Genomic DNA, 24,559 nt, shown 5'->3' with positions numbered 1-24,559 from the left:
TCAGCATTTACACAATTACGGTATACCAAATATCAAAATCCGTACATTCCACATCCAAATGGAAATGATCAATTACAATTTCAGCATGAATATTCCCAGAAAAAAGAATACTTATAATATCATTCTCCAATGATCAGAACACGCTCGACAACTCATCTATCATCAGCTATAACTCATAACTCATAACTCATAACTCATAACGGATGATAAGAAAAAAGGATACTATTGTATAGTACTTTAATAGTATCCTTTTTCTATTTAATTACTCCAATATATTATCTCTAATATCAACCGGTATTGCGCAAACCGGATGCAATGCCGTTAATTGTCAATAACACTTCGCGCAGCAATTCAGCATCATCCGAGCCTTCTTCGCGAATATCGCGCAGCTCACTCAGCAATTGTACCTGCAAATAGCTCAATGGATCTACATACGGATTACGCAGACGTACAGATTCCTGAATGACCGGTACATTGTCCAGAATCTCCTGCTGACCGCTAATTTGCAAAACAAGATCGCGTGTCAGATTAAATTCTTCTTCAATCATACCAAAGATCCGATTACGATAACTCTCTTCTTTACACATACCAGCATATTCACGAGCAATCGTCAGATCCGCTTTTGCAATCGCCATTTGTAGCGTATCGATCAGCGTTTTGAAGAATGGGAACTCTTTGTACATACGTTGCAGTTCAGCCATATTTTCCGGTTTGTCCTGATAGAAATGCTGGATACCCGTGCCCGCTGCATACCAAGCTGGCAGCAGATAACGACTTTGTGTCCATGCAAATACCCACGGAATCGCACGCAAATCTTCAAAACGGTCACTGTTTTTACGCTTGGATGGACGCGAACCAATATTCAATTCGCCCACTTCTGGCAACGGTGTCGATTGCTTGAAGAAGTTCATAAAGTCTGGATCGCGGAAGATCAGATCCTGATACTTGTTCAGAGACACTTCCGAAATCCCACGGATAATGTTATCCCATTCTTTATTATTCTCGCCAGCTGGTTCACCAGTCTGAGCAATCGCCGCCGAAGTAATCAGTGCAGAGATCGCCTGCTCCAGACTACGGTAAGCAATGCCCTGCAAGGAATAACGAGAAGACAGCACTTCACCCTGCTCTGTAATTTTGATACCGCCACCGATCGTATGTGGAGGCTGAGCCATAATACTGCGATCCAGCGACATCCCGCCACGTCCGAGCGCACCGCCGCGACCGTGGAAGAACTTCAGCTTGATACCATATTCTTGTCCCATTGCCGTGATATCGTTCAACGCCAGACGCAATTCCCAGTTCGCTGTTACCACACCACCGTCTTTATTACTATCAGAATAACCAAGCATGATCTCATGCAGATCGTTCATCGAAGCAACAGCAGCACGATAAGCTGGCAGATCCAGCACACTACGCATAATTTGCGGTGCTGCATGCAGATCGTCAATCGTTTCAAACAGAGGCACTGCTTGCACCGTACAATGAACTTGACCATCTGGCAACAAGCGGAACAGCCCTGTTTCTTTGGCAAAGATCATAACTTCCAAAATATCGCTCGCACCCTGAGTCATACTGATCAGGTAGCTAGAAATACAATTTTTGCCGAATTCCTGTTGCGCTTTGGCAATCGTACGATAAACCGCCAGACACTCTTCAGTACTTTCACTGTAATTAAAATACGGCGAAGTCAGCGGACGCGGATCGGTCATCAACTTGCCCAGCAATTCGATCTTCTCACTTTCACTCAGACTGGAATAGTCATCCACAATCTGCATACCAGCAAGAATCTCTTTCAGTGCATTTTCATGCTCCTGACTATGCTGACGTACATCGAGGGTAGCCGTATGGAAACCAAACAGCTCCACCTGACGAATCATTTTTTGTACATACGTATCCGCGACATAATCGGCATAGTGATGACGCAGACTCTTATCAATCGTCCACAGGTCTTCCAGCAGTTCGGAGACATGATTGTAACGCTCCATCGTACCGCGTTTGGAGTCGTCGACGATATTGTTCAATTTGCGCAGCATATAGGCGATTTTGATACGGTAAGGTTCATTCTCATTGTTCCAGCTATACGTTTTATCAATCGTCACATGCAGACGATCCTTTTGAATGGAAGAAAGCAATTCTTCCGATACGTCAATAATTGTTGTGCTAAAGCTCAGCGAGTTCATCATATCACGCAAAATCCGCTGATATTCACGAATCGCCAGCTTACGCTGCATTTGTAGTGTTTTCCAAGTCACTTCTGCTGTTACGGAAGGATTACCATCGCGGTCGCCACCGATCCACGAACCAAAGCGCAAGAAGCCCGGTACATGCCAGTGATGATCTGGATAATGCTTCGCCAACGAACGTTCCAGCTCCTGGTACAGCTCTGGTAATACATCAAACAGCGTTTCATGGAAATAATACATACCGTTACGAACTTCATCCAGTACCGTTGGTTTGCGATCACGCAGCTCATCGGTTTGCCAGAGCGTAATGACTTCGTTCAGCAACTTCTCGCGCAGCTGTTCGCGCTCACGGAAGGTTAGAGTCGGATTGTCGAGCAATTTAACATCTTCAGAAATGCGCTTGTGGATATCAAGAATAACGCGACGCATCGCTTCAGTCGGATGCGCAGTCATTACGAGTTCCAGCGATAGATCAGCTAATAGAGCTTCCACTTGTTCTTGACTGAAATTGTGCTTCTTCAGTTGTTGAACTGCACTCTCCATGGAACCGGATTGAACCGTCTCTCCCGCCGAACGCTCATAATCACGTTTGCGACGGATGCGATGATTCTGCTCTGCAATATTAACCAATTGAAAATAAATTGCAAAAGCCCGTATCACCTGATGCCGATTATCTGAATCCAGATTGCGGATCAATGTTTTAAATTCCTCGAATACTTCAGGCAAAGACACTGCACGCAGCGATTTACTCAGCTCGCGGATTTTCTCCACAATATCCAGCAGCTCTTGACCACCCTGATGTACAAGCACTTCACCCAGGATGTTTCCCAAAAAGCGTACATCGCGCCGTAGCAGATTGTTAGAATGGTTTTTACTTACATTCACTGTCAACTCAGACATGCTTCTCCTCCTATCGTTCCCCACCGGTGTTGATTCTAATGAAGGTTAACATCTTCTTAACATCATACAACAAAGCGTCAGCGAATACTTTAATTAATTTAATCGTTATGATTATTTATGCAAACATTTCATCATTCACTCATAATGACTTCACAGCGTTATCGCACTACATCATTATACTACAATCCTTTAACGTGTGAAGATTAAATTAGACCTATTTGTCAGAATGACAATCACATACATTTATTTATTAAAAATGAAACAGCTACCCACATCATCCCTACACATGATCAACACTCTAAATCCCTAATCTAAATTTCCAATATGAATGTTTAATCTGAATACGCTTGCATGCCCATATAGCAAAAAAAGACCGTTTCCGGTCTTAAATTATAATTGGAGCGGGTGATGGGAATCGAACCCACGCTACCAGCTTGGAAGGCTGGAGTTCTACCATTGAACTACACCCGCATACAATCGGGATGACACGATTTGAACATGCGACCCCCTGGTCCCAAACCAGGTGCTCTACCAAGCTGAGCTACATCCCGATATGCAGAAATATGAAAATATGGCGCGCCCTAAGAGATTCGAACTCCTGACCTTTTGATTCGTAGTCAAACGCTCTATCCAGCTGAGCTAAGGGCGCAAATGGAGCGGACGACGGGAATCGAACCCGCGACCCTCGCCTTGGCAAGGCGATGCTCTACCGCTGAGCCACGTCCGCAAAGGATGCGCGTGGAGGGACTTGAACCCCCACGTCGTAAGACGCTAGATCCTAAGTCTAGTGCGTCTGCCAATTCCGCCACACGCGCATGTAAAACCTGAAGTGAAAATGGTGAGCCATGAAGGACTCGAACCTTCGACACCCTGATTAAAAGTCAGGTGCTCTACCAACTGAGCTAATGGCTCATGATGGCTGGGGATATAGGATTTGAACCTATGCATGACGGAGTCAAAGTCCGTTGCCTTACCGCTTGGCTAATCCCCAACGTCATGAAATAACGATGGTGGAGACTGAGGGGATCGAACCCCCGACCCTCTGCTTGTAAGGCAGATGCTCTCCCAGCTGAGCTAAGTCTCCAAAAGTATTAGTTGTAAAGGCAATGTCCATCATTGTACATAGTCGCACCCTAAATCTTGGCTTATCAAGCACTGACAATCCTTTACTACTTAAATCTTTTCATAAAAAGAAAAGAATGACCCGTAGGGGATTCGAACCCCTGTTACCTCCGTGAAAGGGAGGTGTCTTAACCCCTTGACCAACGGGCCTTACCACAAAGCTCTCAACCGGATTCGAACCGGTGACCTCATCCTTACCATGGATGCACTCTACCTACTGAGCTATGAGAGCATGGCTCCCCGAACAGGACTCGAACCTGTGACAACTCGATTAACAGTCGAGTGCTCTACCAACTGAGCTATCAGGGAATAGTCGCCACTCTCTAGAGTGGCTAGTTTTGCTATTTCGCTTGGCAACGTCCTACTCTCCCAGGACCCTGCGGTCCAAGTACCATCGGCGCTGGAGGGCTTAACGGTCGTGTTCGGGATGGGTACGTGTGGAACCCCTCCGCCATCATCACCAAACGTGCAGATGTGTTGATCACCTGAAAACTGAATCCGAAACGATCCATCGCGTGTCTAGAATCTTGGATAAGCCCTCGACCGATTAGTATTGGTCAGCTCCATGCATTGCTGCACTTCCACCCCCAACCTATCAACCTCGTCGTCTTCAAGGGGTCTTACTACTTGGGAAATCTCATCTTGAGGGGGGCTTCACGCTTAGATGCTTTCAGCGCTTATCCCGTCCGCACGTAGCTACCCAGCGATGCTCCTGGCGGAACAACTGGTACACCAGCGGTGCGTCCATCCCGGTCCTCTCGTACTAAGGACAGCTCCTCTCAAATTTCCTACGCCCACGACAGATAGGGACCGAACTGTCTCACGACGTTTTCTGAACCCAGCTCGCGTACCGCTTTAATGGGCGAACAGCCCAACCCTTGGGACCTACTTCAGCCCCAGGATGCGATGAGCCGACATCGAGGTGCCAAACCTCCCCGTCGATGTGGACTCTTGGGGGAGATAAGCCTGTTATCCCCAGGGTAGCTTTTATCCGTTGAGCGATGGCCCTTCCATGCGGTACCACCGGATCACTAAGCCCGACTTTCGTCCCTGCTCGACTTGTAGGTCTCGCAGTCAAGCTCCCTTTTGCCTTTGCACTCTTCGAATGATTTCCAACCATTCTGAGGGAACCTTAGGGCGCCTCCGTTACATTTTAGGAGGCGACCGCCCCAGTCAAACTGCCCACCTGACACGGTCCCCGTACCGGATCACGGTACTAGGTTAGAACTCAGATGCGATCAGGGTGGTATCCCAACGGCGCCTCCAAGGAAGCTTGCGCTCCCTCTTCTAAGGCTCCCACCTATCCTGTACAAATCGCACCCCAGTTCAATATCAAGCTGCAGTAAAGCTCCATGGGGTCTTTCCGTCTTGTCGCGGGTAACCTGCATCTTCACAGGTATTAAAATTTCACCGGATCTCTCGTTGAGACAGCGCCCAAATCGTTACGCCATTCGTGCGGGTCAGAATTTACCTGACAAGGAATTTCGCTACCTTAGGACCGTTATAGTTACGGCCGCCGTTTACTGGGGCTTCGGTTCATAGCTTCGCCCGAAGACTAACCACTCCCCTTAACCTTCCAGCACCGGGCAGGCGTCAGCCCGTATACTTCGCCTTGCGGCTTCGCACAGACCTGTGTTTTTGCTAAACAGTCGCTTGGGCCTTTTCACTGCGGCCCCCTCGTGCTATTCACACTACCGGGGCACCCCTTCTCCCGAAGTTACGGGGTCATTTTGCCGAGTTCCTTAACGAGAGTTCTTCCGCGCGCCTTAGAATTCTCTTCTCACCTACCTGTGTCGGTTTACGGTACGGGCACCTGCTTCCTGGCTAGAGGCTTTTCTTGGCAGTGTGAGATCATGACCTTCGCTACTGTAAGTTTCGCTCCCCATCACAGCTTGACCTTAGAGTGTGCGGATTTACCTACACACCAGTCTCACTGCTTAGACAGGCATCCATCAGCCTGCGTCACTACCCTCCTGCGTCACCCCGTTGCTCATAGCGGCTTTCGGTGGTACAGGAATTTCAACCTGTTGTCCGTCGACTACGCCTTTCGGCCTCGCCTTAGGTCCCGACTTACCCTGAGAGGACGAGCCTTCCTCAGGAACCCTTAGGTTTTCGGCGGATCAGATTCTCACTGATCTTTTCGTTACTCATACCGGCATTCTCACTTGAATGATGTCCAGCGCTCCTTGCGGTACACCTTCAATCCTCATTCAACGCTCCCCTACCCCTGATACAGATGTATCAAGCCATAGCTTCGGTGGTGTGTTTAGCCCCGTTACATTTTCGGCGCAGAGTCACTCGACCAGTGAGCTATTACGCACTCTTTCAATGGTGGCTGCTTCTAAGCCAACATCCTGGTTGTCTGGGCAACTCCACATCCTTTCCCACTTAACACACACTTCGGGACCTTAGCTGATGGTCTGGGCTGTTTCCCTTTCGACAATGGACCTTAGCACCCACTGTCTGACTCCCGGAATAAAGTCTGCGGCATTCGGAGTTTGACTGAACTTGGTAACCCTTGCGGGCCCCGCATCCAATCAGTGCTCTACCTCCGCGACTCATCTTCCGAGGCTAGCCCTAAAGCTATTTCGGGGAGAACCAGCTATCTCCGGGTTCGATTGGAATTTCTCCGCTACCCCCACCTCATCCCCGCACTTTTCAACGTGCGTGGGTTCGGACCTCCAGTACGTGTTACCGTACCTTCATCCTGGACAGGGGTAGATCACCCGGTTTCGGGTCTACGTCCACGTACTACAGTCGCCCTATTCAGACTCGCTTTCGCTGCGGCTCCGGCTTCTCACCTTAACCTTGCACGGGAACGTAACTCGGCGGTTCATTCTACAAAAGGCACGCCATCACCCATAGATCGGGCTCTGACTTCTTGTAAGCACACGGTTTCAGGTTCTATTTCACTCCCCTTCCGGGGTCCTTTTCACCTTTCCCTCACGGTACTGCTTCACTATCGGTCGCTAGGGAGTATTTAGCCTTACCAGATGGTCCTGGCAGATTCATACGGGGTTTCACGTGCCCCGCACTACTCGGGATCCGTCTCGGAGGGAATATACTTTCAATTACAGGGCTTTCACCTTCTACGGCGGGCCGTTCCAGACCTCTTCATCTACCATATTCCTTTGTCACTCCAAAGAGACGTCCCACAACCCCAAGAAGCAAGCTTCTTGGTTTAGGCTGTTCCGCGTTCGCTCGCCGCTACTGACGGAATCACTCTTGTTTTCTCTTCCTGAGGGTACTTAGATGTTTCAGTTCCCCTCGTCTGCCTCTACACATCCTATGTATTCAGATGTGAGTCACTGGAGATGAATCCAGTGAGGTTTCCCCATTCGGACATCCCCGGATCAATGCTTGCTTACAGCTCCCCGAGGCCTTATCGTTGTTCGCCACGTCCTTCGTCGGCTCCTAGCGCCTAGGCATCCACCGTGTGCTCTTACTAGCTTAACCTAGTTGGTGGTCTTCTTATCAAAAGAAGAACCTATCTTACTCTTCGTTACCGATCCTGTTTACACAGATTTCAGTAAGAACAGTCTTCTAAAACGCGATGTTTCGTTTCGGTATCCAGTTTTCAAGGATCAACTTGAAAGAGTGGTTGCTCTTTCAAAACTGACAACGAGTGAGTGTCGATCCACATGGGACCCGCGCCGATTGCTCAACGACTTCAATTTGAATGTCTTCGTTGCAGAAGACGATTCTCCATAGAAAGGAGGTGATCCAGCCGCACCTTCCGATACGGCTACCTTGTTACGACTTCACCCCAATCATCTACCCCACCTTCGGCGGCTGGCTCCTTGCGGTTACCCCACCGACTTCGGGGTGTTGCAAACTCTCGTGGTGTGACGGGCGGTGTGTACAAGACCCGGGAACGTATTCACCGCGGCATGCTGATCCGCGATTACTAGCAATTCCGACTTCATGCAGGCGAGTTGCAGCCTGCAATCCGAACTGAGACCGGCTTTTTAGGATTCGCTCCACCTCGCGGCTTCGCCTCCCGTTGTACCGGCCATTGTAGTACGTGTGTAGCCCAGGTCATAAGGGGCATGATGATTTGACGTCATCCCCACCTTCCTCCGGTTTGTCACCGGCAGTCTGCTTAGAGTGCCCATCATTACATGCTGGCAACTAAGCATAAGGGTTGCGCTCGTTGCGGGACTTAACCCAACATCTCACGACACGAGCTGACGACAACCATGCACCACCTGTCTGGAATGTTCCGAAGAAAAGGTACATCTCTGTACCGGTCATTCCGATGTCAAGACCTGGTAAGGTTCTTCGCGTTGCTTCGAATTAAACCACATACTCCACTGCTTGTGTGGGTCCCCCCGTCAATTCCTTTTTGAGTTTCAGTCTTGCGACCGTACTCCCCAGGCGGAATGCTTAATGTGTTAACTTCGGCACCAAGGGTATCGAAACCCCTAACACCTAGCATTCATCGTTTACGGCGTGGACTACCAGGGTATCTAATCCTGTTTGCTCCCCACGCTTTCGCGCCTCAGCGTCAGTTACAGCCCAGAGAGTCGCCTTCGCCACTGGTGTTCCTCCACATCTCTACGCATTTCACCGCTACACGTGGAATTCCACTCTCCTCTTCTGCACTCAAGTCACCCAGTTTCCGATGCGACCCGAAGTTGAGCTTCGGGATTAAACACCAGACTTACATGACCGCCTGCGCGCGCTTTACGCCCAATAATTCCGGACAACGCTTGCCCCCTACGTATTACCGCGGCTGCTGGCACGTAGTTAGCCGGGGCTTTCTTCTCAGGTACCGTCACTTCTCTAGCAGTTACTCTAGAAAACGTTCTTCCCTGGCAACAGAGCTTTACGATCCGAAAACCTTCATCACTCACGCGGCGTTGCTCCGTCAGGCTTTCGCCCATTGCGGAAGATTCCCTACTGCTGCCTCCCGTAGGAGTCTGGGCCGTGTCTCAGTCCCAGTGTGGCCGATCACCCTCTCAGGTCGGCTACGCATCGTCGCCTTGGTGAGCCGTTACCCCACCAACTAGCTAATGCGCCGCAGGCCCATCCTTCAGTGACAGATTGCTCCGTCTTTCGTTCGTCGTCCATGCAGACATCGAAAGTATCCGGTATTAGCTACCGTTTCCGGTAGTTATCCCAGGCTAAAGGGCAGGTTGCCTACGTGTTACTCACCCGTCCGCCGCTAAGTCTCAAGAAAGCAAGCTTTCTATTAACTCCGCTCGACTTGCATGTATTAGGCACGCCGCCAGCGTTCGTCCTGAGCCAGGATCAAACTCTCCATAAAAGTGTTTGACTTGCTCATGTCTTGCTGGCGAGAACATTGCTGTTCTCTATTGTTTGAAGAACGAAAGTTCTCCACTCACTCGTTGTTCAGTTTTCAAAGATCAAGCTCTTTCGTTTCATTGTTAGCTTTCGTAACAACTTTTATATCTTATCATGTTGTGTTTTGATCGTCAAGCACTTTTTTAAAGCCGTTTAGCGACCAAAATGCGTGATTTTCGATTACTCATGATAGCTTATATTTCATCATCGCGTCTTTGCGACAACTTTCATAATATATCATGTGAGTTTCGAATCGTCAACACTTTTTTTAACACACTTTAGCCCGTATTAGTTAGGAGAGGAATGATTGTTACTTCTCTCCTTACTACCGGCGCTAAAAGTTGTTTAGTGCGAAAACAAATTTATCATAAATGGCGAAAGTCGTCAACTATAATGAATCAGTTTTTTGCTTCTGGATAGCGAGCGCTACGTACATACTTAGCCAGCTCTTTTTGAGGTGCAAAACGTGCATACATTTTGAAGATGGTTTTGTAGCGTTTATCGATAGCTTGTCGGATATCCTGGTTCAGCCGTTGATCGCTCAGATCGAACAACATTTCGTCCAGTTCCTTTCGCAGCACATAAGCCATCTCCTTGCATTCTTTTTCATTTAATAGCATTCCAAGCATACAAAATCCTCCCTAGTTAACCCTCACTTGGTATAGCGTCCTTATTTATGGGCTGCCAGTTCGATACCGCTAAATGAAAAAGGTGTTTCCTTGTAACAGCGGTACTGACTTGCGGATAGCCCAGATAGTGATGATTTAACCTCATTTTGTATGCTTGTAAACATATCACTTGGAAAAAGGGAATACTTTCTATGCCTGCATCAACCAGTACGTAATTGTACTTTCGATCACTGCGGCAATAAGCAACATGACTACAATCCACAACGAAGCAGGCAAAGTCGAGCGCAGAAAATGACGGCGTTCTGTTTTCAGTCTTTCCCGCCCTGCTGTATTCCAAGTTGTCATGGAGTCTAGAATCAATTTTCCAAACTTCAACCCATAAGCGGAAGCAATCAGAATCGCAGGGATTTCAATAATTCCATGGGGTAGCAATCCTTTGACAATCAGTTCTATTACATTGGCACCTTGCAATGTGGAAGCATGTAGCAGATAACCAATGACCATACCGTTCATAACAAGAAAAATGACCGGTACAACTCCAAAAAAAATCCCGAGAAAGATAATAAAAATGCTTTTGATTGCATTGTTGAAAAAGATAAATAAAAAATAGTTCCATTCCACGTGATTACCAGATTGGAGTTGTTGGCTAATTCCCCGTAATTGTTGTAGCTGGCTTTGCAAGTAGTCGCCCAGCGGTCCAACCATAATGATACCGAGGACAATACCAATTACAAACAGTGCGGTTGCCACGATCAACATGGAAGAGTTATTTTTTAAATCATGCCAGAAGGTACGAAAGGACAGCATAGCTTCACTCCCTATTAATGATATGAATGATGCAGACGTATTGATATGCGGATGTACTGTTATAGTTATAACAAGAGACAGGGGATGGAACTTCTTTTCTCCCTGTCTCTCTATTTGTTTATATTGTTATTCGTATACACTGAATAAGCATGAGCTCAACAATCATTATACGCTGGTCTTTCTATACAAACTTTTGAATGACGCGGTTGGCGAGTTCTAGATATAGCTGCCCAATCTCAGTATCTTCCGCATAGACAGATGGCGAGAATTCAGGATCGGTTGCGAGGTTGTCTGGTGCACCTAGTGGAATTTGCGCTAACAGATCAGTATGCAGATTTTCGGCAAGCATACCGCCACCGCCGCGACCAAATACATAGTCTTTTTGCCCATCGCGTGTTTGGTAGTATGCCATGTTCTCGACTACGCCGATAATTTCGTGATTGGTCTGGATTGCCATTGCTCCTGCACGCGCAGCTACAAACGATGCAGTTGCATGTGGTGTCGTAACGAGAATCTCTCGACTTTGTGGCAGCATTTGGTGTACATCCAATGCTACATCACCTGTTCCAGGCGGTAGATCAAGCAGCATGTAATCCAAATCACCCCAGTCTACATCAGCGAAAAATTGACGCAGCATCCGCCCAAGCATCGGACCGCGCCAGATGACTGGGTTATTTTCACGAATAAAGAATCCCATCGACATGACTTTAACCCCAAAGCGCTCGACTGGCTGAATGCGACCTTCATCCACTTGCGGGTATTCTTCAATGCCCATCATATCCGGTACGCTAAAGCCATAGATGTCCGCATCAATAAGTCCAACTTTTTTGCCAAGACGTGCTAGCGATGTTGCTAGATTGACGGTAACGGTTGATTTACCGACGCCCCCTTTACCACTTGCGACTGCGACAAAGCGTACACCGGAGTCTGGATGAATAATAGGTAGATTCTCTAAGCCCGCTGCATGACCTTTCTGCTCGATCTCTTCGGCTGTCGGCTCACGTTGTTCATCTGGAGACAGCAATTGTCGTATCGCCTCCATCTCGCGCTCAGAGGGCTCTCTGAAACGGATATGTACGTCGATCGGTTCTACGATCTTCAATGCCTGACGAATCTCTTGCTCTACCGATTCTTTGTATTCTTGTCCCAGCTCTACACAGACCACGGTGAGGGAAATACGCGTGTCTTTTACCATTACATCGCGGATCAACTGCATTTCCAGGAGTGGGAATTCATATTGCGGGTCTTTCACTTTATTTAACAGCTCCAGAACATAATCTCTTGATAGCATAATAGCGCACTCCTTATACGATGAATTTAATGGATGAATGATACGTACTGATTACAAACTCATAGTTGTTATTATACCACTGTATACGGTTGCGTAGCGAATCGATTGCACATTGTCATAAACGCAAAACCCCTGTATACGATGGAAGTGTTTCTGTCATTCTCGACAGCTTCACTATTCGTATACAGGGGGCTAATACTCAATAAAATACATATTTTCAAAATCAGGAAGGTACGTGCTCTGCCATACCTTCAATTAAGACTTCTGCCACTTCTGGACGAGTAAACTCCGGCGGTGGGCATTTCCCTTCACGTAGCAGACCGCGTACTTTGGTTCCGGATAAGGTAAGATGCTTTTCTTTGGGATGAGGGCAAGTTTTGCTAGAAGCCATATTGCCGCATTGAGTGCAGAAGAAGCTGTGTTCAAAGAACAATGGGGTGATGTCCAACTCTTCTGCGGTAAAGTTAGCAAAAATCTCCTGCGCTTCATACGTGCCATAATAATCGCCTACGCCCGCATGATCCCGTCCAACGATAAAATGTGTACAACCGTAGTTTTTGCGTACCATCGCATGGAAAATTGCTTCGCGTGGTCCAGCATAGCGCATCGCTGCTGGAAATACACCGAGGAAGGTACGATCAGCCGGATAATAATTTTCCAGCAGTACAAGGTAACTGCGCATCCGCACATTGGCTGGAACATCATCCGATTTCGTTTCGCCGACTAACGGATTGAGAAAGAGTGCATCCACAATTTCCATTGCGCTTTTCTGAATGTATTCATGCGCACGGTGAACTGGATTACGTGTTTGGAAGCCTACGACTGTCTTCCAGCCTTTATCAGCAAAGATCTTGCGGGTCTGAGCTGGGTCAAAATAGAATTCGCCAAACTTCTCTGGTTGAGGGCGATTCAGTACTTGAATTGGACCGCCTACATAGGTGGATGGACGACTAAATAGCTTTTTGACACCGGGATGTTCAGGATCATCGGTTTTGAAGACGCGAATTGCTTCTTGCTGCTGATCGACTGTATAAATGCTACGCACTTCCAGCACTCCATAGACGATCTGATCGTTTTCGCCTACCAAAGCTACCTTCTCACCGATTTGCAGCTGAGATGTAATTTCTTCATCTAGCGCCAAAGTAATCGGAATACTCCATACAAGACCATTTTTCAAACGTATATCATTTACGACAGAATGATAGTCTGCTTCTTCCAGAAAACCTTCCAATGGAGAGAAGGCACCTACTCCAATTAGATCCAGATCGGATACTGTCCAATTATTGATCGGAACTTGCTTCCATCCTTTTGCCTGTTCTAGCAACTGTGTACGCTCATCGCCTTCCACAATACGCTGAATCAGTTTACCGCCGTGTGGTAAAATTGCCGTCATTGAAGTCGCTCCTTTTGAAAATAAAATGGATGTGCTGTTATATACGTACAACGAATATAGTACAGCGGATATAGTACTCCGCCATTCATCTCATGTAGATGTTAAATATACAGATAGATTGATTCACATTATTTATGCAAACCGCATTCGGTCTTATCATTACCAGACCAGCGTCCAGCACGTGGATCTTCACCAGGCATAACTTGGCGTGTGCAATATTCGCAACCAATACTTGGATAGTGACGATCATGTAACGGATTGTAGATAATATCATTATCACGGATATATTTCCATACATCTTCTGATGTCCAATCTGCAATCGGGTTGAACTTCATTAGACCAAATTTGTAATCATATTCAATCTTCTTGGCGTTCGCACGCGTAGGTGCCTGATCACGCCGAATACCTGTGATCCAAGCATCATATTGTGAAAGAATACGAGTCAATGGCTCTACTTTGCGAATATTGCAGCATGCATTCGGATCTACCGTCCAGAGAGATTCACCATGCTGGGCAGCCTGCTCCTCCGGTGTCAGTTTTGGAGCAACACGCACAAAATTCATTCCATAACGCTCAATCATTCGATCTCGTGTCTCATACGTTTCCTGAAAGTGAAAGTCAGTGTCCAAATAGAAAATGTCTGTGGATGGACTAATCGTCTGTATCATATCAACGATGACAACATCTTCTGCTCCGAAGCTGCAAGCAAACGTAAGACTATCAAAATTATCTACTGCCCAGCGGATAACCTGTTCTGCTGAGGCATGTTCCAGTTCTTCAGCTTTGATCTTAGCAAGTTCTTCTTTTTCTAACAAATTCATGTGATTTCCCCCATCACTAAATTTAGTTTCTTTTTTCCAAACTGGTTTTAAGTCCGCAAATAAAAATGAATCTACTCTCATGGATACACCAATTGATTGGACCTTGTTTATCTATGAAGGGTAGATGCGATTATACTTGAAATTTGCGAATTACTCTTTTAGAAAAAAGATGTGTGTAAAATATTAATCTGTTCGAATTCTAAAACCGACTAAACTACTAAGAATTATATGTATATTATAAAAGTGATGAAGCTGTAATTCAAGAGGAAAATAGGATATTTTACAAATCATTTTGAGAAAGCTGTTGATAACCTGAATGATGCTACTGTTTTCTACAAAATTCATTCACATACTCACAGAGTTATCCCCTTTATACCCACTCTCAATGAAGAATCATGAGGCGAATCTCACAAAAAGGGAAATCACCTGTGGATGAATCTAGTGTAAGAAGATGTTATGTTACTGGGATGGGGATAAGTTCTTATACTCAATGTTGCATCATTACAGCTTAACTTCCCTCAACACAGTTCAATCTGTCTGTAAATAAAACGACAAAATAAAAACAACCCCCTGATCGATAGGACCAGAGGGTTGCAATCATTGATGAAATAAATATTAACGTTTGGAGAACTGAGGTGCGCGACGTGCTGCTTTAAGACCGTATTTTTTACGTTCTTTCATACGTGGGTCACGAGTCAGGAATCCAGCTTTTTTCAGGGAACCGCGCAGTTCTGGATCTGCTTTCAGCAGGGCACGAGAGATACCGTGACGGATCGCGCCGGCTTGACCGGAGATACCGCCGCCTTCAGCGATTACGATTACATCGTAGCTACCCAGAGTTTCTGTCAGGTTCAGTGGTTGTTTAACGATCAGTTTGAGCGTTTCCAGACCGAAATATTCGTCAATCTCACGTTTGTTGATGACAATGCGTCCTTCACCCGGTACAAGGCGAACACGTGCTACCGAATGTTTACGACGACCTGTCCCATAGTATTGTACTTTAGCCATGAAACTGTCCTCCTTTTAATTATCCGCGAAGTTCGTAAACTTCTGGTTTTTGTGCTGCATGTGGATGTTCTGCGCCAGCATAAGCTTTCAGACGCAGTTTCATTGCGTTACCTTGACGAGTTTTTGGCAGCATGCCATGTACAGCAGCTTCGATTACACGTTCAGGTTTGTTGTTGATCATGTCCTGAGCAGTCGTTACTTTCAGACCACCTGGGTGCATGGAGTGACGGTAGTATTTTTTGTCCTGCAGTTTTTTACCTGTCAGGTGGATTTTTTCGGAGTTGATTACGATAACGAAATCGCCGCCGTCCACATGAGGGGTGAAAGATGGTTTGTGTTTACCACGGATCAGTGCTGCAACTTCACTTGCCAGACGGCCAAGCGTTTTGCCTTCAGCATCAATAATATACCACTGGCGTTCTACTTCACTTGGCTTCGCGATATAAGTTGTACGCATGAGAAGTTCCTCCTTAGTCTGTTTTGAAAATATATATTTTCATATATGATCGTTCGTTATTGGTTGTGTTATTAATACACAGTATTACAATTTTGAAATTCAGTTGGTTGTAGCTTTGGTTATGTGAGTTCTTACCGGGGCTGTGGGAGAGCCGTAAGAAAACACAACTTTGATTTTACAGCATGGTTCCGCGTTAAGCAAGTATTATTTGTTATTTTCAGAGACTTTTTTTGCTGAATTTATTTCAGTATTAAAATCATCCAAAATCAACTTCGTCATACTGTACGCCCCACATCGTTAACGCTTTACTGACCGCTGTAGGACCAGCTGCATTGCGATCGCAGGCAGCAATCATACCTGGAATATCATCCGGTTTGTATTTGCCTTCTCCGACCTGAATGAGCGTCCCCATAATGATCCGCACCATATGCTGCAAAAAACCAGTGCCCGTGATATAAAAATGCAAAATGCCCTGGTCCCTTGTATGCTCACGGGTTTGTGACAGATCGATCTCCATTCTGGTTTCTAGCACTGTACGAACATGACTCTGCTTTTGCGAGTAACGTGAAGCAAATGTCGTAAAGTCATACGTCCCTACAAAATGCTGGAACGCCTTTTCCATATTACCGATATTCAGTTTCCCAGGATGGTGCAGCTGCATATGACGCAAAAACACATCCGGGTACTGATTGGCATTGATCGTATATCGATACGTTTTACGCTTTGCAGAGCGACGTGAATGAAATTCCAACGACACTTCGCGTGCACCCGTTACGATAATATCGCGTGGTAAGCGTCCGTTTAGAGCCAATGGCCAACGATCTGCTGGAATCGGTGAATCGGTCTGAAAATTGAACACCTGACCTACAGCATGTACGCCAGCGTCTGTACGTCCAGAACCGTGGATTTTGGGACGTTCACCAATCATGGAGGCAATTGCCTTTTCCAGATGATCCTGGACGGTATTGCCGTCAGGTTGCGTCTGGAAGCCGTTATATCGAGTTCCGTCATAGTTGACGGTCATACATAGATTCCGCATGGTCATCACCTTTTATATCCACATACAAAGTAAGGGAGCTCCAGGTTGGAGCCCCCTCCTTTGTGTTGTTCAACACAACTTTATTCAGACAGAGAAAAAAAGGGCTTTGTCAGAATCACAAGACCCTGTCCACCCTTCTTTATCTGCATGTTACGCGCGGTCTACCAGTTCCAGATAAACCATAGGAGCAGCGTCGCCACGACGAGGTCCCAGTTTCAGGATACGAGTGTATCCACCTGGACGCTCTGCATAGCGAGGAGCCAGCTCAGCGAACAATTTTTGGATTGCATCTTGCTCACCGTTCAGAGTTTCACGACGAACGTAAGAAGCAACTTGACGACGAGCATGCAGATCTCCACGTTTGGACAGGGTGATCAGCTTTTCTGCGATAGAACGAAGTTCTTTCGCTTTTGCTTCAGTCGTTTGAATACGCTCATATAAGAACAGGTCAGTTACCAGATCGCGGAACAGTGCTTTACGAGCGCTGGAGTTACGACCCAATTTTTGGTATGCCATTTTGTATTCCCTCCTTCATCAATGATTAAGTGACTATTCTTCCTGACGCAGACCAAGACCGAGTTCCTGTAGCTTCTCTTGAACTTCTTCAAGAGATTTGCGTCCCAGGTTACGCACCTTCATCATGTCATCTTCGGATTTAGTAGTCAATTCCTGCACCGTGTTGATGCCGGCACGTTTCAAGCAGTTGTAAGAACGTACAGAGAGATCGAGCTCTTCAATCGTCATCTCAAGCACTTTCTCTTTTTTGTCTTCCTCTTTTTCGACCATAATTTCAGCATCTTTTGCTTCGTCAGTCAGACCGACAAACAGCATCAGGTGCTCGCTCAAAATTTTGGCGCCCAAGCTGACTGCTTCTTCCGGACGGATGCTGCCATCTGTCCAGATTTCAATTGTCAACCGGTCATAGTTCGTCACTTGACCAACACGAGTATTTTCGATGCCATAGTTAACACGGGAGATCGGAGTATAGATCGAATCAATCGGAATCACACCAATTGGCTGATCCGGATGTTTGTTCTTATCCGCCGATACATAACCGCGACCACGGTTAGCAAAAATACGCATGTGGAGTCTCGAACCTGGAGCAAGAGTTGCAATGTGAAGATCCGGGTTAAGGATTTCTACATCACTGTCTGCACGGATATCTCCTGCAGTGACTACTCCTTCTCCATCTGCGTCAATCTCCAACAATTTTTCTTCATCGGAGTGGATTTTCAGCGAGAGGGCCTTGAGGTTCAAAATGATCTCGGTAACGTCTTCCATTACGCCTTGAACCGTTGAGAACTCGTGCAATACACCATCGATTTGAACAGATGTTACTGCCGCTCCCGGAAGAGAGGAAAGCAAAATCCGGCGAAGTGAGTTGCCAAGTGTTATGCCGTAACCACGTTCGAGAGGTTCTACGATGAACTTGCCATAGGTTCCTTCATCATTTACATCTACGGTCTCAATTTTCGGCTTTTCGATTTCTATCACTGCAATATCCCTCCTTCAAAACGTCGCTTCAGTGAAACTGTCGCTAAAACTTTATTCATTAGACATGCAGTAGTTCCCGGTAAGCTCAAAGCTTCTTCCGGGAGGCTCACCACACTAGCAGAGACATGCTTCGATTATACGCGACGACGTTTTGGCGGACGGCATCCGTTATGCGGGATTGGAGTTACATCTTTGATCATGTTAACTTCCAGACCAGCTGCTTGCAGAGAACGAATCGCTGCTTCGCGGCCTGCGCCAGGACCCTTAACCATAACTTCAACAGCTTTCATGCCGTGCTCCATAGCTGCTTTTGCTGCAGTTTCAGCTGCCAGTTGTGCTGCGAATGGAGTGGATTTACGGGAACCTCTGAATCCGAGACCGCCGGAGCTTGCCCAGGAAATAGCGTTGCCGTGAGGATCCGTAATAGTAACGATTGTATTGTTAAACGTGGAACGGATGTGTGCCACGCCAGATTCGATATTTTTACGGTCGCGACGTTTCGTACGTACGACTTTTTTCGCTTTAGCCATTGATCATTAACCTCCCTTACTTCTTCTTGTTCGCTACTGTGCGACGAGGACCTTTACGTGTACGAGCATTTGTTTTGGTACGTTGTCCACGAACCGGCAGACCACGACGGTGACGAACACCACGGTAGCATCCGATTTCGATCAAACGTTTGATGTTCAAAGAGATCTCACGACGAAGATCACCTTCTACTTTTTTACCTTCAATTGCTTCACGCAGTTTTCCTACTTCATCTTCAGTCAGATCGCGGACACGAGTGTTCAGGTCAATACCTGTTTCACTCAGAATTTTCTGAGAAGTCGTTTTACCGATTCCGAAAATATATGTCAAGGCGATCTCAACGCGCTTATCACGTGGTAAATCCACACCAGATATACGTGCCATTACGCTACACCTCCTCGATTAATTAACCTTGCTTTTGTTTGTGTTTCGGGTTTTCACAAATAACCATTACATTCCCTTTGCGGCGAATGACTTTGCATTTTTCGCAGATGGGCTTTACAGAAGGTCTTACCTTCATGTTAATTACCTCCTTAAGCTTTACGGTTGTAAAACTTATTTCGTCAGCATTTTATCTGCAGCACAAATGAGTCCACATAAGTATCTATTATAGCACACTTTTATGCATTTGTGTTCTATTTACGATAAGTTATACGACCTTTTGTCAAATCGTAAGGCGACAGTTGGACTACCACCTTATCTCCAGTCAGAATACGGATAAAGTGCATCCGCAGTTTACCGGAAACATGAGCGAGAATCTGATGACCATTCTCTAGTTCAACTTTGAACGTTGCATTCGGCAATGGTTCAAGAACCACGCCTTCTACCTCAATAACATCTTCTTTAGCCACAATGAGTTCCTCCTTAAACCGTATTGTTTTCGGCAGATTCGACAAACTTGGCAACTGCATGACGCAGCTTTCCATTTGTGACCCGTCCGCTTTCTTGCAAACTGTTTACTACTTCGCTGCTGATCACTGGCATTAGCTCCAGATGAAGAATACTCTTCTTCTTCGGCTGATCAAACTTGCGTTTGTGTCCGTCGGCGATATAAACAAATTTCTCATCGAAAATCCCAATGATTATAGCAGGCTGGCCAGCTCCCTTACCTTTTGACACTTTCACAATTTGACCGACCTGCGGGGATGTTCCTGTTTTCAACAAAATCACCTACGCATTAAGTTTTGTGAAAATCTCCATACCGTTTGGCGTTACCGCAACCGTATGTTCAAAATGGGCACACAGCGAGCCATCAACCGTAACTACGGTCCATTTGTCTTCCAACGTTTTAACATGCCGTCCGCCAGCGTTCACCATCGGCTCAATTGCAAGCACCATACCCGGCTTGAGGCGCGGGCCGCGATCTGCAATTCCGTAATTCGGAATCTTTGGATCTTCATGCAATTTGGTTCCAATACCGTGACCTACGTACTCACGTACGACAGACATACCGGCATCTTCGATAAAACGCTGTATCGCATGCGATATTGTAAACAGACGAACATCCGGCTTCACCAGCTCCAGACCCGCAAATAAAGCTCCCTCTGTTACTTCCAGAAGACGCTTAGCTTCGTCGGAAATCTGTCCGACCGGATATGTCCACGCCGAATCACCATGATACCCTTGATACTGGGCTCCAATATCAAAAGTAACAATGTCGCCCTCTTGCAGTTTGCGTTTGCTTGGGAATCCATGAACGAGTTCTTCGTTCACCGAAGCACAAATACTGGCTGGAAAACCATTGTATCCTTTGAATGACGGCAAGGCGTTATGGCTGCGAATGTAACGATCCGCAATCATATCGAGCTCTTGCGTAGTAATGCCTGGCTCAATGTGCTGCTTGATTAGAGCATGGGTTTCAGCGACGATACGCCCTGCTTCCCGCATAAAGCCAAGTTCTGTTTCGGATTTGCAAATGATCATTTTGCTTAACCCCGAAGCAGTGACACAATATCAGATGATACTTGGTCAATGCCCTGTTCGCCATCGATGTCCCTTACCAGATCCTGATCACCATAGTACGACAGCAGCGGTGCAGTCTTGTTACCATACTCATCAAGACGCGTTGCTACGCTTTCCTCATTGTCATCCGGTCTTTGGTAAAGTTCACCACCATCCAGGTCGCAAATGCCTTCCTGTTTTGGCGGATTGAAAACAATATGATACGTAGCGCCACAAGTTCTACAAATGCGTCGTCCGGTAATACGAACGAGCAACTTGTCACGGTCTACTTTCAAATTGATTACGTGGTCCAGCTTGCGGTTCATTGCTGCCAGCATTTTGTCGAGCGCTTCAGCCTGAGCTAGCGTTCTTGGATAACCGTCAAGCAAAAAACCTTTTTCGCAATCGGGTTGAGCAAGTCGCTCTTCCACGATTCCGTTTGTTACATCATCCGGTACAAGCAAGCCTTGATCAATATAGGACTTGGCTTTGACTCCAATTGGAGTTTCCTGTTTGATCGCCAGACGAAATGCATCGCCTGTTGAAATATGAGGAATGCCTAGTTCTTTTACGATAACCGCAGCCTGTGTTCCTTTTCCTGCTCCCGGAGGTCCAATGAATAGGATATTCACGCTACATCACTCCCCCCAAAACGACTTTTGCAAGAACAGCACGGAAAGGTGCCGGTTAGAACGGGATCACCCATTCAGCCGGAACCTGCCGTCTATTTATTGATAAAACCTTTGTAATGACGTTTGATAAGTTGGCTTTCGATCGTTTTCATCGTATCCAGCGCAACACCGATTACGATAAGCAGCGATGTACCGCCGATTTGAACCGATTTCGGTAAACCGGAGATCGCCCCGAGGAATACTGGCAGTACCGAGATAATCGCCAAGAACAAGGAACCTGTCATCGTCAAACGTGTCATAACTTTCGTCAGATACGTTGCCGTAGGTTTGCCTGGACGTACGCCCGGAATGTAACCACCGTTCTTCTTCATATTATCCGCCATTTGCGTAGGATTCATTTGCACAAATGTATAGAAGAAAGTAAAGCCTATAATCATTACAACATACAGGACCATGCCCAGCGGTTTGTCATACCACAGATTTGCGGTAATCCATTTTGCCCAGCCGTGTGTGGACCAGAAGCTTGCGATAATGATTGGGAATTGAAGCAAGGATACAGCGAAGATTACAGGGATAACACCAGCCGAATTAATCTTCAGTGGGATATGTGTATTCTGACCACCATACATTTTGTTGCCAACAACGCGTTTTGCATATTGTACCGGAATTTTACGAATACCCTGTTGGATAAAGATAACACCCACTACAATCAAAATCACGACGAGAACAACAACAATCAGCTTGATCACATTCATGAACGTCTGACCTTGAGCGAGAAAATCCGATTGAACCATATCGTGGATATGCTGCGGAATAGCCGCAACGATACCTGCGAAGATGATAATCGAAATCCCGTTACCAATTCCTTTTTCAGTGATCTGCTCACCTAGCCACATCAGGAACGATGTACCGGCAGTCAGTACAATAGCAATCAAAGCATAACTCCAGAACGTTGCGCCTGGAATCATCTCTGTATTGTACAAACGGTTAAAACCGATAGACGTACCAAAAGCCTGGATCAGACCCAGAATGATTGTACCATAACGGGTGACCTGTGCCAGTTTCTTTTTACCGTGTTCCCCTTGTTTTGCCCATTCCGCAAATTTCGGAATAACGTCCATCGATAGCAATTGCACAATGATGGACGCGGTGATATACGGCATGATTCCGAGAGCAAAGATCGAAAAGCGAGACAATGCTCCACCGGAGAAAGTGTTTAGAAGACCGAACAATTCTTGGCCCTGGTTATTTACAGCAGTGAATACTTCCGTATTTACTCCAGGTACTGGTACGAATGAACCGATACGGTAAACGATCAGCACCAGCAAAGTGAAAATGATCCGACTTCTAAGGTCTTCCACCCGCCATATATTCTTCAGGGTCTTGAACATTAGATCACCTCGGTTTTACCGCCGGCAGCCTCGATCTTCTCTACCGCAGATTGAGAGAACTTATTCGCTTTTACGTTCAGTTTTACAGTCAGATCACCGTTACCCAGGATCTTGATTCCGCTTTTCGTATTTTTTACAATACCTTGCTCAACCAAGAATGCCGGAGTCACTTCAGTATCTGCAGCCAGGCTGTTCAGCTCAGCTACGTTTACCAGAGCATACTCTTTACGGGTAGGGTTAACAAATCCACGTTTCGGCAAACGACGATACAATGGGTTTTGTCCGCCTTCAAATCCTGGACGAACACCGCCGCCAGAACGGGAGTTTTGTCCTTTGTGACCACGACCCGATGTTTTACCTGTACCGCTACTAGTACCACGACCTACGCGTTTGCGTTCTTTACGGGAACCAGGAGCTGGTGAAAGCTCATGCAATTTCATCGTTCGTTGCACCTCCTTATTGATAATAGGCTAATCTTTCGATCAATTAGCCTTGAATTTCTTTTACAGATACCAAGTGTTTTACTTGGTTAACCATGCCGCGGATTGCAGCATTGTCTTCTTGAACAACCGAATGGTTCAGCTTACGCAGACCCAATGTTTTCACAGTAACACGTTGTGTTTCCGGGCGACCGATTACACTACGTACGAGGGTAATTTCCAATTTAGCCATTAGATTCCCTCCTTAACCGAGAAGCTCTTCGATTGTTTTTCCACGCAGTTTCGCTACGTCTTCGGCACGTTTCAGGCGAGACAAGCCTTCCAGTGTAGCGTTAACCATATTCATGGAATTCGAAGAACCCAGGGATTTTGTCAAGATGTCACCTACACCAGCAAGTTCCAGAACGGCACGAACTGGACCACCAGCGATAACACCAGTACCTTCGGATGCTGGTTTCAGCATTACGCGTCCTGCACCGAATTTACCGTTTACCAGGTGAGGAATAGTTGTTCCTACGAGTGGAACGTGGATCAGGTTTTTCTTAGCATCTTCGATACCTTTACGGATCGCATCAGGTACTTCGCCAGCTTTACCCAGACCAGCACCAACCCAGCCTTTACCGTCGCCTACTACTACCAGCGCGCTAAAGCTGAAACGGCGTCCGCCCTTAACTACTTTAGCAACACGGTTGATATGAACTACTCTTTCAGTCAGTTCCAAAGTGTTTGGATCAATACGCAAGTCGTTTACCTCCTTTTTGCAATGGTTTAGAATTGAAGACCCGCTTCACGAGCAGCATCCGCCAGGGCTTGAATCCGTCCGTGATACAAGTAGCCACCGCGATCGAATACTACAGCTTCGTGTCCTTTTTCTTTTGCACGGTTAGCGATCAGTTCGCCAACTTTTGCAGCAGCTTCTACGCTACCACCGTTAGCAATCTCGCCAACTTCTTTATCGATAGTGGAAGCAGAGACCAGAGTCACGCCTGCCACGTCATCGATCAGTTGAGCGTAGATGTGCTTGTCAGAACGGAACACGTTCAAACGTGGACGTTCAGCAGTACCAGTAATGTTCTTACGAACACGCAGATGTCTTTTCAGACGAGCTTTATTTTTATCAGCTTTAGTAATCATGACTGTATATTTCACTCCCTTCATTTCACATAAGCCAGTTTC

At 46.5% G+C, this 24,559-nt stretch carries 23 protein-coding genes, 11 tRNA genes and 3 rRNA genes; all 37 read right to left on the bottom strand.

Features of this window, described 5'->3' with window-relative positions; genetic code table 11:
- Positions 1-287: 287 nt before the first annotated feature.
- The 37 genes from ppc to rplR all read right to left on the bottom strand — a co-directional run bounded on the left by ppc (position 288) and on the right by rplR (position 24,517).
- A complete protein-coding gene (ppc, locus tag ACE3MZ_RS03455) occupies positions 288-3,083 on the bottom strand; it encodes a phosphoenolpyruvate carboxylase (protein ID WP_411345120.1) in 2,796 nt (931 codons plus the stop codon).
- A 397-nt stretch (positions 3,084-3,480) separates the two neighbouring features.
- Positions 3,481-3,554 (bottom strand) — tRNA-Gly (locus ACE3MZ_RS03450).
- 6 nt (positions 3,555-3,560) lie between these two features.
- Positions 3,561-3,634, bottom strand: a tRNA-Pro gene (locus tag ACE3MZ_RS03445).
- 21 nt (positions 3,635-3,655) lie between these two features.
- Positions 3,656-3,732, bottom strand: a tRNA-Arg gene (locus ACE3MZ_RS03440).
- 3 nt (positions 3,733-3,735) lie between these two features.
- Positions 3,736-3,810 (bottom strand) — tRNA-Gly (locus ACE3MZ_RS03435).
- A 6-nt stretch (positions 3,811-3,816) separates the two neighbouring features.
- A tRNA-Leu gene (locus ACE3MZ_RS03430) sits at positions 3,817-3,898 on the bottom strand.
- 21 nt (positions 3,899-3,919) lie between these two features.
- Positions 3,920-3,995 (bottom strand) — tRNA-Lys (locus ACE3MZ_RS03425).
- Positions 3,996-3,999: 4 nt separating this feature from the next.
- Positions 4,000-4,074, bottom strand: a tRNA-Gln gene (locus ACE3MZ_RS03420).
- A 17-nt stretch (positions 4,075-4,091) separates the two neighbouring features.
- Positions 4,092-4,167, bottom strand: a tRNA-Val gene (locus ACE3MZ_RS03415).
- A gap of 116 nt (positions 4,168-4,283) precedes the next feature.
- Positions 4,284-4,355: transfer RNA gene (locus ACE3MZ_RS03410), tRNA-Glu, on the bottom strand.
- A 9-nt stretch (positions 4,356-4,364) separates the two neighbouring features.
- Positions 4,365-4,437: transfer RNA gene (locus ACE3MZ_RS03405), tRNA-Thr, on the bottom strand.
- A 1-nt stretch (position 4,438) separates the two neighbouring features.
- Positions 4,439-4,514: transfer RNA gene (locus tag ACE3MZ_RS03400), tRNA-Asn, on the bottom strand.
- Positions 4,515-4,553: 39 nt separating this feature from the next.
- Positions 4,554-4,670: ribosomal RNA gene (rrf, locus tag ACE3MZ_RS03395) — 5S ribosomal RNA — on the bottom strand.
- Positions 4,671-4,732: 62 nt separating this feature from the next.
- Positions 4,733-7,661, bottom strand: a 23S ribosomal RNA gene (locus tag ACE3MZ_RS03390).
- A gap of 255 nt (positions 7,662-7,916) precedes the next feature.
- Positions 7,917-9,474 (bottom strand): 16S ribosomal RNA (locus ACE3MZ_RS03385).
- The 16S, 23S and 5S rRNA genes sit together here with 11 tRNA genes alongside, the layout of an rRNA operon.
- Before the next feature lie 436 nt (positions 9,475-9,910).
- Positions 9,911-10,141, bottom strand: coding sequence for a hypothetical protein (locus tag ACE3MZ_RS03380; RefSeq protein WP_367064422.1), 231 nt, complete (start codon positions 10,139-10,141; stop codon positions 9,911-9,913).
- 189 nt (positions 10,142-10,330) lie between these two features.
- Complete coding sequence (locus ACE3MZ_RS03375) at positions 10,331-10,948, bottom strand: stage II sporulation protein M (RefSeq protein WP_411345119.1); 618 nt, start codon at positions 10,946-10,948, stop codon at positions 10,331-10,333.
- A gap of 181 nt (positions 10,949-11,129) precedes the next feature.
- The gene (locus ACE3MZ_RS03370) at positions 11,130-12,239 is read right to left on the bottom strand and encodes a P-loop NTPase (RefSeq protein WP_411345118.1); all 1,110 of its coding nucleotides are present in this window, start codon (positions 12,237-12,239) and stop codon (positions 11,130-11,132) included.
- Positions 12,240-12,462: 223 nt separating this feature from the next.
- Complete coding sequence (gene sat / locus ACE3MZ_RS03365) at positions 12,463-13,632, bottom strand: sulfate adenylyltransferase (RefSeq protein WP_411345117.1); 1,170 nt, start codon at positions 13,630-13,632, stop codon at positions 12,463-12,465.
- Between the two features lie 128 nt (positions 13,633-13,760).
- Positions 13,761-14,453, bottom strand: a complete 693-nt coding sequence (locus ACE3MZ_RS03360; protein WP_411346682.1) for a phosphoadenylyl-sulfate reductase — start codon at positions 14,451-14,453, stop codon at positions 13,761-13,763.
- Between the two features lie 615 nt (positions 14,454-15,068).
- Positions 15,069-15,461, bottom strand: coding sequence for a 30S ribosomal protein S9 (gene rpsI / locus ACE3MZ_RS03355; RefSeq protein WP_367064416.1), 393 nt, complete (start codon positions 15,459-15,461; stop codon positions 15,069-15,071).
- Positions 15,462-15,480: 19 nt separating this feature from the next.
- Positions 15,481-15,918: a 50S ribosomal protein L13 gene (gene rplM, locus ACE3MZ_RS03350; RefSeq protein WP_411345116.1), complete on the bottom strand. Its 438-nt coding sequence runs from the start codon at positions 15,916-15,918 to the stop codon at positions 15,481-15,483.
- A 256-nt stretch (positions 15,919-16,174) separates the two neighbouring features.
- A complete protein-coding gene (gene truA, locus ACE3MZ_RS03345; protein WP_411345115.1) occupies positions 16,175-16,957 on the bottom strand; it encodes a tRNA pseudouridine(38-40) synthase TruA in 783 nt (260 codons plus the stop codon).
- A gap of 150 nt (positions 16,958-17,107) precedes the next feature.
- Positions 17,108-17,473 (bottom strand): 50S ribosomal protein L17, encoded by a 366-nt coding sequence (gene rplQ / locus ACE3MZ_RS03340; protein ID WP_367064413.1) that lies wholly within the window; start codon positions 17,471-17,473, stop codon positions 17,108-17,110.
- A gap of 33 nt (positions 17,474-17,506) precedes the next feature.
- Positions 17,507-18,451 (bottom strand): DNA-directed RNA polymerase subunit alpha, encoded by a 945-nt coding sequence (locus ACE3MZ_RS03335; RefSeq protein WP_411345114.1) that lies wholly within the window; start codon positions 18,449-18,451, stop codon positions 17,507-17,509.
- Positions 18,452-18,585: 134 nt separating this feature from the next.
- Positions 18,586-18,981 (bottom strand): 30S ribosomal protein S11, encoded by a 396-nt coding sequence (rpsK, locus tag ACE3MZ_RS03330; protein ID WP_367064411.1) that lies wholly within the window; start codon positions 18,979-18,981, stop codon positions 18,586-18,588.
- 16 nt (positions 18,982-18,997) lie between these two features.
- Positions 18,998-19,363, bottom strand: a complete 366-nt coding sequence (rpsM, locus tag ACE3MZ_RS03325) for a 30S ribosomal protein S13 (protein WP_188777868.1) — start codon at positions 19,361-19,363, stop codon at positions 18,998-19,000.
- A gap of 22 nt (positions 19,364-19,385) precedes the next feature.
- A complete protein-coding gene (gene rpmJ / locus ACE3MZ_RS03320) occupies positions 19,386-19,499 on the bottom strand; it encodes a 50S ribosomal protein L36 (RefSeq protein WP_003333770.1) in 114 nt (37 codons plus the stop codon).
- 115 nt (positions 19,500-19,614) lie between these two features.
- On the bottom strand, positions 19,615-19,830 hold the full coding sequence (infA, locus tag ACE3MZ_RS03315) for a translation initiation factor IF-1 (RefSeq protein WP_017815385.1): 216 nt from the start codon (positions 19,828-19,830) through the stop codon (positions 19,615-19,617).
- Positions 19,831-19,843: 13 nt separating this feature from the next.
- Positions 19,844-20,140: a hypothetical protein gene (locus ACE3MZ_RS03310; protein ID WP_411345113.1), complete on the bottom strand. Its 297-nt coding sequence runs from the start codon at positions 20,138-20,140 to the stop codon at positions 19,844-19,846.
- A gap of 9 nt (positions 20,141-20,149) precedes the next feature.
- Entirely contained in the window at positions 20,150-20,902 is a 753-nt protein-coding gene (gene map, locus ACE3MZ_RS03305; RefSeq protein ID WP_411345112.1) for a type I methionyl aminopeptidase, read from the bottom strand.
- Between the two features lie 5 nt (positions 20,903-20,907).
- On the bottom strand, positions 20,908-21,552 hold the full coding sequence (locus ACE3MZ_RS03300) for an adenylate kinase (protein ID WP_367064408.1): 645 nt from the start codon (positions 21,550-21,552) through the stop codon (positions 20,908-20,910).
- Positions 21,553-21,644: 92 nt separating this feature from the next.
- Positions 21,645-22,943, bottom strand: coding sequence for a preprotein translocase subunit SecY (secY, locus tag ACE3MZ_RS03295; RefSeq protein WP_411345111.1), 1,299 nt, complete (start codon positions 22,941-22,943; stop codon positions 21,645-21,647).
- A complete protein-coding gene (rplO, locus tag ACE3MZ_RS03290) occupies positions 22,943-23,383 on the bottom strand; it encodes a 50S ribosomal protein L15 (RefSeq protein WP_367064406.1) in 441 nt (146 codons plus the stop codon). Before rplO ends, secY begins: the two co-directional genes overlap by 1 nt.
- A gap of 46 nt (positions 23,384-23,429) precedes the next feature.
- Positions 23,430-23,615, bottom strand: a complete 186-nt coding sequence (gene rpmD, locus ACE3MZ_RS03285) for a 50S ribosomal protein L30 (protein WP_411345110.1) — start codon at positions 23,613-23,615, stop codon at positions 23,430-23,432.
- Positions 23,616-23,627: 12 nt separating this feature from the next.
- The gene (rpsE, locus tag ACE3MZ_RS03280; RefSeq protein WP_188777883.1) at positions 23,628-24,125 is read right to left on the bottom strand and encodes a 30S ribosomal protein S5; all 498 of its coding nucleotides are present in this window, start codon (positions 24,123-24,125) and stop codon (positions 23,628-23,630) included.
- Positions 24,126-24,151: 26 nt separating this feature from the next.
- Complete coding sequence (gene rplR, locus ACE3MZ_RS03275; protein WP_411345109.1) at positions 24,152-24,517, bottom strand: 50S ribosomal protein L18; 366 nt, start codon at positions 24,515-24,517, stop codon at positions 24,152-24,154.
- Positions 24,518-24,559 lie beyond the last annotated feature (42 nt).

The organism is Paenibacillus sp. WLX1005 (assembly GCF_046603685.1).
GTDB lineage: Bacteria > Bacillota > Bacilli > Paenibacillales > Paenibacillaceae > Saccharibacillus.
Note: the sequence above shows the minus strand (reverse complement) of the source record. Positions and strands in the feature narration are given on the sequence as shown.